This is a genomic window from Aliirhizobium wenxiniae (genome assembly GCF_019511445.1).
GTDB classification, from domain to species: Bacteria; Pseudomonadota; Alphaproteobacteria; order Rhizobiales; family Rhizobiaceae; genus Neorhizobium; species Neorhizobium wenxiniae_A.
This window is the reverse complement of sequence record NZ_JAEUAN010000028.1, coordinates 78,906-85,382: the sequence shown is the minus strand read 5'-3', so window position 1 is coordinate 85,382 and position 6,477 is coordinate 78,906. Positions and strand designations below refer to the sequence as shown.

Below are 6,477 nucleotides of genomic sequence, written 5' to 3'. Positions count from 1 at the left end.
CCGCACCCGTTCCCATTCCGAACACGGCCGTGAAACGCCCCAGCGCCAATGGTACTCCGTCTCAAGACGCGGGAGAGTAGGTCGCTGCCAGGTCTTCTAAAGGCAATGTAAAAAACAATCTTCTCATCACGAAATCTAACGGCCCCTGGCCAATACCAGAGGGTCGCCCAAAGCGACCCTTCGTCGTTTGCAGAACAAAAGAAATAAGGTTGGCCCACAGGTCTTGGTCTGGTGCCCGCCTTACAGGAGACAAAACCTTCGGTTTTGCTCCGGCACAGTCCGCCATCGCTTCTCGACGGCGTAGTCGCGATAAATCCCAAAGGGATTTACGCTTGGCGCGGGGTGGAGCAGCCCGGTAGCTCGTCAGGCTCATAACCTGAAGGCCGCAGGTTCAAATCCTGCCCCCGCAACCAATGAGACTTGTAACATCTTCCAATCAGCCTCCGCTTGGGCGAAAACCGATTTGCAGCGCGCGTCAAAATCGAGTTTTTCCTGAAGGTTGGTGAAAGCGCCATCCCTATCCCGACTGACAAATTCGTCGTGGCTGCCCGCCATCCGCAGGCTGGTGGATCAAAGGCCAACCTATGGCTATCGGCGGATCGCCGCGCTCCTCAATCGCGAAAGCCGAGCCGCCGATAAGCCTGTCGTCAACGCCAAGCGGGTCCATCGCATCATGGGCAACCACGCCATGCTGCTGGAGAAGCATACGGCCGTTCGCAAGGGCCGCCTCCACGACGGCAAGGTCATGGTCATGCGCTCCAACCTGCGCTGGTGCTCGGACGGTCTGGAGTTCACCTGCTGGAATGGCGAGGTCATTCGTCTCGCCTTTATCATCGACGCCTTCGACCGGGAGATCATCGCCCACCTGCTAATTGCCGCTGCACGCAGTTCGCGATGATGGCTTGAGGAAATGTCGCGGCGGGGAATGTGGAGCAGATTGGCGATCGGATCATGGAGCGGAACTAGACGCTGCATTTCTCTGCCCACAGCCGAACCGTCTGATGCGAGGCGATAATCTCTCGGGCGGCCAACATATCCCCGACCATCCGCAAGCTGAGTGGAAACCGAAAATAGAGCTACACGGCGTGGGCGATGATTTCGGCAGGAAAGCGATGGCGGCGACACAGGGGATCACGGTCGGTCAAGGCCGAACATCGCACATGGCAGTCGAAGTTCCGCTAACTTTACGATGCCCGCGTTTCGACGAAAGGCGGAAATGCTCCAAAGCTGATACTCAACACGCGTCCGGCCCAAGGGTCAGCGCGATAGCGGTACATTTCACATACACTGCTAGCCTATAGAGGGCGCCTGGGTAGTCGTGTCTCTTACGACAAGCTTGGTATCGAGCGCGTATCGCACGTCCGCGACATTGCGCGAACGCAGGATATCCAGAAGCATGGATATCGCGATGCGCCCGACATCGGCGGAATGGTTCGACACGGAGGTAAGGGCGGGAAACGTCACTGCTCCCAGCACGTCATCGCAGCCGATGATACTGAAATCTCGCGGTACGACGATATGTCTTTCGGCAAGCCCTGTCAGGATGCCTTGCGCGGTCAGGTCGTCGAAAGCGACGACGGCGCTTGCTCCGGTTCCAAGAACCGCATCGACCGCTTCCCGGCCGGCCTGATATGTGGGTGCGGGCGTCGGAATGATCGAAAGCTCCATGCCGCGTGCGCTGGCGCCTGCCCGGATGGCTGCGCGGCGCTGCTTGTTGGACCATGACGCTGACGGGCCGCTCACATAGGCAATTTTCCGATGTCCAAGATCGGCCAGGTGATCCACCGCCTGCCTGACGCCTGCGCTACTGTCGATCAGCACTCGCGGGATACCTTCGATGTCGCGGTTGATAAGGACCAGCGGCAATTGTGTTGCATGCGCGCGGATGCGCTCGTCCGACAGGCGGGAGGATGCAAGCACAAGACCTTCGACCTGCCCGGCAAAACGGCCGACCAGCTTATCCTCCTGCTTGGGGTTTTCCGCCGTGTTGCCGAGAAAGATGCAGAAATCGGACCTGTCGGCCTCCGTCTGTGCCGCCTGGATAAGCGGCGGGAAAAACGGGTTGGCGATATCGGGAACGATGAGGCCGATATTGCCGTGCCGGCCAGTGCTGAGTGCGCGCGCCGTGTGATTGGGCACGTAACCGAGCGTTTCGGCAGCCCTCATGATACGCTCGACGGTTTCCGGCGACAGCATGTCCGGGCGTGTGAAGGCGCGCGACACGCTTGAGCGTGCCACGCCTGCGGCATCCGCCACCTGACTGATTGTGACGCCCTTGGTTCGTTTTATCATCGTCTCTGGAAACTCGCCCGTCCGTGGTCCAGCTTATCATGAAGGCTTCGGTCTCCACAATCTTAGCACTTTCATTCTGCCACTCATCCACTTGACATGCAACCGGTTGCATGGAAATCTCAAGTCAACGATAACAACGGGAACGACAAGCAGAGCCGCCGCCACAAATGGCGTTGCGCAAGCGGACTTCCCGTGCCTGCAGACTGGAGATCGCCTTGAGCCTTGCCGCCGTCTTTCGTGCCGCGCCGAAAACCAGCCAGACCTTTGACCGCCTGTCGGTCGAGAGTTTCGCCAACCGCGCAGAAATGGGCGCAGCGGCCGCTGTGGATATTGCCGCTGCTCTCAAGGATCGATTGGCAAAGCAGGCCGGTGTGCGGATGGTCTTTGCCGCCGCGCCCAGCCAGGCGGACATGCTTGCTGCCTTATGCGAGATTCCGGACATAGAGTGGGGTCGGGTAACTGCTTTCCACATGGATGAGTATATCGGGCTGGACCCGGCGTCGTCCGCCCGGTTTGCCAATTGGCTCGATGCCCATGTCTTTGGCCGGCTGCCTTTCGCGGCCGTGTACCGCATTACGCCAGAGCCGGATGCCGAGGTTGAAGTTCGCGACTATGCCGAACGCCTGAACGAGGCGCCGATCGATTTCGTCTGCCTCGGTATCGGCGTTAACGGCCACATCGCCTTCAACGATCCGCCGGTCGCCGATTTCAATGACCCGCTCGATGTCAAGATCGTCGAGCTGGATGACATCTGCCGACAGCAGCAGGTCGATGATGATTGCTTTCCGGATATCGCGTCCGTGCCGCATCACGCTATCACGCTGACGGTGCCGCGGCTGATGCGCGCCGACCGGCTGTTCTGTATCGTTCCAGGCGCAATCAAGCGGGATGCGGTTCAAAAAACGCTGCACGGGCCGCTGACCACCGAATGCCCGGCCAGTATCCTGCGCAGCCATCCGGCCTGCACGCTTTATATCGAGAAGGAATCAGACCCCGATGCCTGATGCCGCCATGGATGGAGACGCGCTTTGCGAAGGCTATTTCGACGCGACCCAGGCTCTGATGCGCCGGGTCCTCGACGAGGAGAAGGAGCCGCTCTCTCAGGCGGCCTGCAGGCTCGCCGGGCAGATCTCGGCAAACCGGCTGGTGCATATTTATGGCCCCGGCGGGCACTCCAATCTCGCCGCGCAGGAAGTATTCTTTCGCGCCGGTGGACTGATGCATATCAGCGCCATCCTGGACGAGGGTACATTGCTGTCGAACGGGGCGTTACGCTCTATGGCGATCGAGCGCACACCGGGTTACGGCAAGGTCGTTATCGCCAACCAGCGGCTTGGGGCCGATGATCTGCTGATCCTCGTCAATGCTTATGGCATCAATGCCGCGCTTATCGATGCGGCGCTGGAAGCACGGCAGCGGGGCGTATTTCTGATTGGTGTCAGTTCGCGCCAGCATGCGGAAAATACCTCGCCCGATCATCCCGCCCGCCATCCGACGAAACAGAACTTGCACGACGTGGTCGATATCGCCATCGATTGTAAGGTGCCGATCGGCGACGCCGTCGTCAGCGTGCCGGGCATGAGCGAGAATATCGCGGCGATCTCGACCTTCGCCAATGCTTTCACGCTGAACTGCCTGGTGATCCGCACGGTGGCAAAACTGGTCGAACGCGGCATCACACCGCCGGTCTGGCGCAGCGGCAATGCGCCGGGTGGGGATGAGGCGAACGCCAGGTTCATTGCCGACTTCCAGGGACGGGTAAAGGCGCTCTGATGGAAACGGTTGACGGCATCGATCCTCACACGGGCAAGGGTATGGCGATCGACATCGCCGATGGCGTGATCACCGCTATCCGTCCCGCTGAGAGCGCAGTTACATCCTATCTTTCGGCGGGGCTGGTCGACCTGCAGATCAACGGATTTCGCGGTCTCGACCTCAATGCAGGTGATCTGACGCCGGATACGCTGCTTTCGCTTTGCGAGGAAATGCTGAGTGTCGGTGTCACGACATGGCTGCCGACGATCATCACTGCGTCCGAAGCGTCTATACTCCAGGCGCTTGACGCGATTGCACGAGGGCGGGCCGGACATCGGTTGATCGCGGAGATGATGGCGGGCGTGCATGTGGAAGGGCCGTCGATTTCCGACAAGGATGGTCCGCGTGGCGCGCATCCGCTGGCACATGTGCGTGCGCCTTCGATTGCCGAATTCGAGCGCTGGCAGAAAGCCTCCGGTGATCTGGTCAGGCTGGTGACACTGGCGCCGGAACATCCGGGCAGTCTCGATTACATCCGAGCGCTTGTCGCGCGGGGCGTTATCGTGGCGCTCGGTCACACCGCAGCGACGCCGGAGGAAATTCATGAGGCCGCGGAGGCAGGCGCGCAGCTATCCACCCATCTCGGCAATGGCGCTGCCGCCATGCTGCCGCGTCATCCGAATTTCATCTGGGCACAGCTTGCCGATGATCGGCTGACTGCAAGCTTTATCGCCGACGGCTGGCATCTGCCGGCCGATACGTTCAAGGCGATGCTGCGCGCCAAGGGCATGGAGCGCGCCATTCTGGTCTCCGACATGGTGGCTCTCGCCGGCATGCCGCCGGGGCTTTACGACGAGGCGATCGGCGGCAGCGTCGAAGTTTCGAACGAAGGCAGGATCAGCGTTGCCGGCACGCCCTATTTGGCCGGCGCCAGCCTGCCGCTTTCCGCCAATGTGGCGATTGCCGCAGAGATGGCCGGGATTTCCCTTGCCGATGCTTTGATGCTTGCAACACAAAATCCCGGCCGCATTATTGGCGGAAGAGGCCGGCTAGACGTGGGAGCAAGGGCGGATCTCATTCGCTTCGATTGGAAGCAGGGTCAGCGCGAGGTAGCTGTTCGTGAAACCTGGCTGCATGGCGAAAAGGTTTTCAGCCGATGATGAAAGCCGGTGCTGCCGTTATCGATATCACGCCGCCGCCGGGTCTTGCCATGTCGGGTTTTGCCGCCCGCCGCCTGCCGGCCAAAGGCGCGCATGATACATTGACGGCGCGCGCGGTGGTCATTGGCGATACGGCCGTTGTCGTGGCCGACGTCATCGGCATCGATGCCAAGATGAGTGCTCGTATTCGGCAGCGCTGCGTCTTGCCGGCGGGCAATGTGGTTGTGGCGGCGCTGCATAACCATGGCGGGCCGGTGTCCATGGCCGGACGGCTCGGAATCGCAGCCGATCCTACCTATCTGGAACGGCTGGAGGACGCTTGCGTCGCGGCGATAGACCGGGCGGCGGCATCCCGGCGACCGGCAACACTTTCCGTCGGGCAGGGCGGCGACCCGGGGATAGCGCGCAACCGGCGCCATCCCGGCGGACTCGTGGACGCTTCCCTGCCGCTTTTGCGGATCCGCGGCGTGGATGGCGATATGATCGCGCTGGTGACGGCCTATGCCTGCCATCCGGTCGTGCTCGCCGCCGATAATCTGATCTGGACCGCCGATTATCCGCATTTCGTGCGAATGGCGCTGGAAGAGGCCTGCCCCGGTGCCGTGGCGCTGTTCATGACCGGATGCGCGGGTGACGCCAATACCGGCCACTCCACCCATGCCTCGATTTCTCTCGGAGCCAATCCCGATCGCAGCTTCGCGGCAGCGGAGCGGATCGGCAGAGCGGTGGCCGAGGCCGCTTTGGCTTCGACTGAACATGCTCTTTCTGGAGAAGTAAGCGCCAGAAACGGGACAGTCCTGCTTGGCTTTGAGCGCAGGGAGCATGAAGCGCCTGAGGACCTCGAACAAAGCTGGCGGCGGGAGGCGATCGATGCCGAGCCTGCGCGCAAAAGCCTGCTCGATTTCTGGGTGGAATGGGTGCGGAAAATTGCGCCGATCACGCCCGAACCGCTCGCTGTCCGCGTCACCGTTCTGGACTGGTGCGGCGTGCCGGTCGTGGCTCTGCCGGGCGAGATTTTTGCGGAGACCGCGCTTCACATTCGGGCGGTATTTGGGCCTGCAAAGCCTGCCTTTGTCATAGGTTTTGCGGATGACAATCCCGGTTACATCCCGCCGAAAAGCGAGTTCGGTTACGGCGGCTACGAGGTCGATGAAGCGCATCGTTATTACGGGCTGCCATCGACTTTTGCGCCGGGGTCGGCGGAGGCGATTGTCGATTGCGCCCTTCGGCTTTTGAAGGGTGATTGAATACAGAAAAACGTGATCCGCGT

Annotated in this window: 5 protein-coding genes, 1 tRNA gene, 1 rRNA gene and 2 pseudogenes; 7 read left to right on the top strand and 2 right to left on the bottom strand. The window is 61.0% G+C overall.

Annotated elements, in window-relative coordinates:
- The 3 genes and pseudogenes from rrf to JNB91_RS26425 all read left to right on the top strand — a co-directional run.
- Positions 1–93 (top strand): 5S ribosomal RNA (gene rrf, locus JNB91_RS26435); the annotation flags it as partial.
- A gap of 243 nt (positions 94–336) precedes the next feature.
- A tRNA-Met gene (locus JNB91_RS26430) sits at positions 337–413 on the top strand.
- A gap of 131 nt (positions 414–544) precedes the next feature.
- A pseudogene (locus tag JNB91_RS26425) lies at positions 545–862 on the top strand (IS3 family transposase); the annotation flags it as partial.
- Between the two features lie 112 nt (positions 863–974).
- On the opposite strand, the pseudogene JNB91_RS26420 reads toward JNB91_RS26425, so the two are convergent.
- Positions 975–1,145, bottom strand: a pseudogene (locus JNB91_RS26420) (IS6 family transposase); the annotation flags it as partial.
- Positions 1,146–1,290: 145 nt separating this feature from the next.
- On the bottom strand, positions 1,291–2,292 hold the full coding sequence (locus JNB91_RS26415; RefSeq protein ID WP_220328464.1) for a LacI family DNA-binding transcriptional regulator: 1,002 nt from the start codon (positions 2,290–2,292) through the stop codon (positions 1,291–1,293).
- 305 nt (positions 2,293–2,597) lie between these two features.
- On the opposite strand from JNB91_RS26415, the gene JNB91_RS26410 reads away from it, so the two are divergent.
- The 4 genes from JNB91_RS26410 to JNB91_RS26395 are packed head-to-tail and all read left to right on the top strand — an operon-like array spanning position 2,598 to position 6,454.
- Positions 2,598–3,296: a 6-phosphogluconolactonase gene (locus JNB91_RS26410; protein WP_223218396.1), complete on the top strand. Its 699-nt coding sequence runs from the start codon at positions 2,598–2,600 to the stop codon at positions 3,294–3,296.
- On the top strand, positions 3,289–4,065 hold the full coding sequence (locus JNB91_RS26405; RefSeq protein WP_220328462.1) for a sugar isomerase domain-containing protein: 777 nt from the start codon (positions 3,289–3,291) through the stop codon (positions 4,063–4,065). Before JNB91_RS26410 ends, JNB91_RS26405 begins: the two co-directional genes overlap by 8 nt.
- Entirely contained in the window at positions 4,065–5,207 is a 1,143-nt protein-coding gene (locus tag JNB91_RS26400) for an N-acetylglucosamine-6-phosphate deacetylase (RefSeq protein WP_220328461.1), read from the top strand. Before JNB91_RS26405 ends, JNB91_RS26400 begins: the two co-directional genes overlap by 1 nt.
- Positions 5,204–6,454: a neutral/alkaline non-lysosomal ceramidase N-terminal domain-containing protein gene (locus tag JNB91_RS26395; protein WP_220328460.1), complete on the top strand. Its 1,251-nt coding sequence runs from the start codon at positions 5,204–5,206 to the stop codon at positions 6,452–6,454. Before JNB91_RS26400 ends, JNB91_RS26395 begins: the two co-directional genes overlap by 4 nt.
- Positions 6,455–6,477 lie beyond the last annotated feature (23 nt).

What these genes read in the sequence shown, in the direction of transcription:
- JNB91_RS26415 (WP_220328464.1), bottom strand. Translation starts at nt 2,292, where the DNA reads ATGATAAAACGAACCAAGGGCGTCACAATCAGTCAGGTGGCGGATGCC.
- JNB91_RS26410 (WP_223218396.1), top strand. Translation starts at nt 2,598, where the DNA reads ATGGGCGCAGCGGCCGCTGTGGATATTGCCGCTGCTCTCAAGGATCGA.
- JNB91_RS26405 (WP_220328462.1), top strand. Translation starts at nt 3,289, where the DNA reads ATGCCTGATGCCGCCATGGATGGAGACGCGCTTTGCGAAGGCTATTTC.
- JNB91_RS26400 (WP_220328461.1), top strand. Translation starts at nt 4,065, where the DNA reads ATGGAAACGGTTGACGGCATCGATCCTCACACGGGCAAGGGTATGGCG.
- JNB91_RS26395 (WP_220328460.1), top strand. Translation starts at nt 5,204, where the DNA reads ATGATGAAAGCCGGTGCTGCCGTTATCGATATCACGCCGCCGCCGGGT.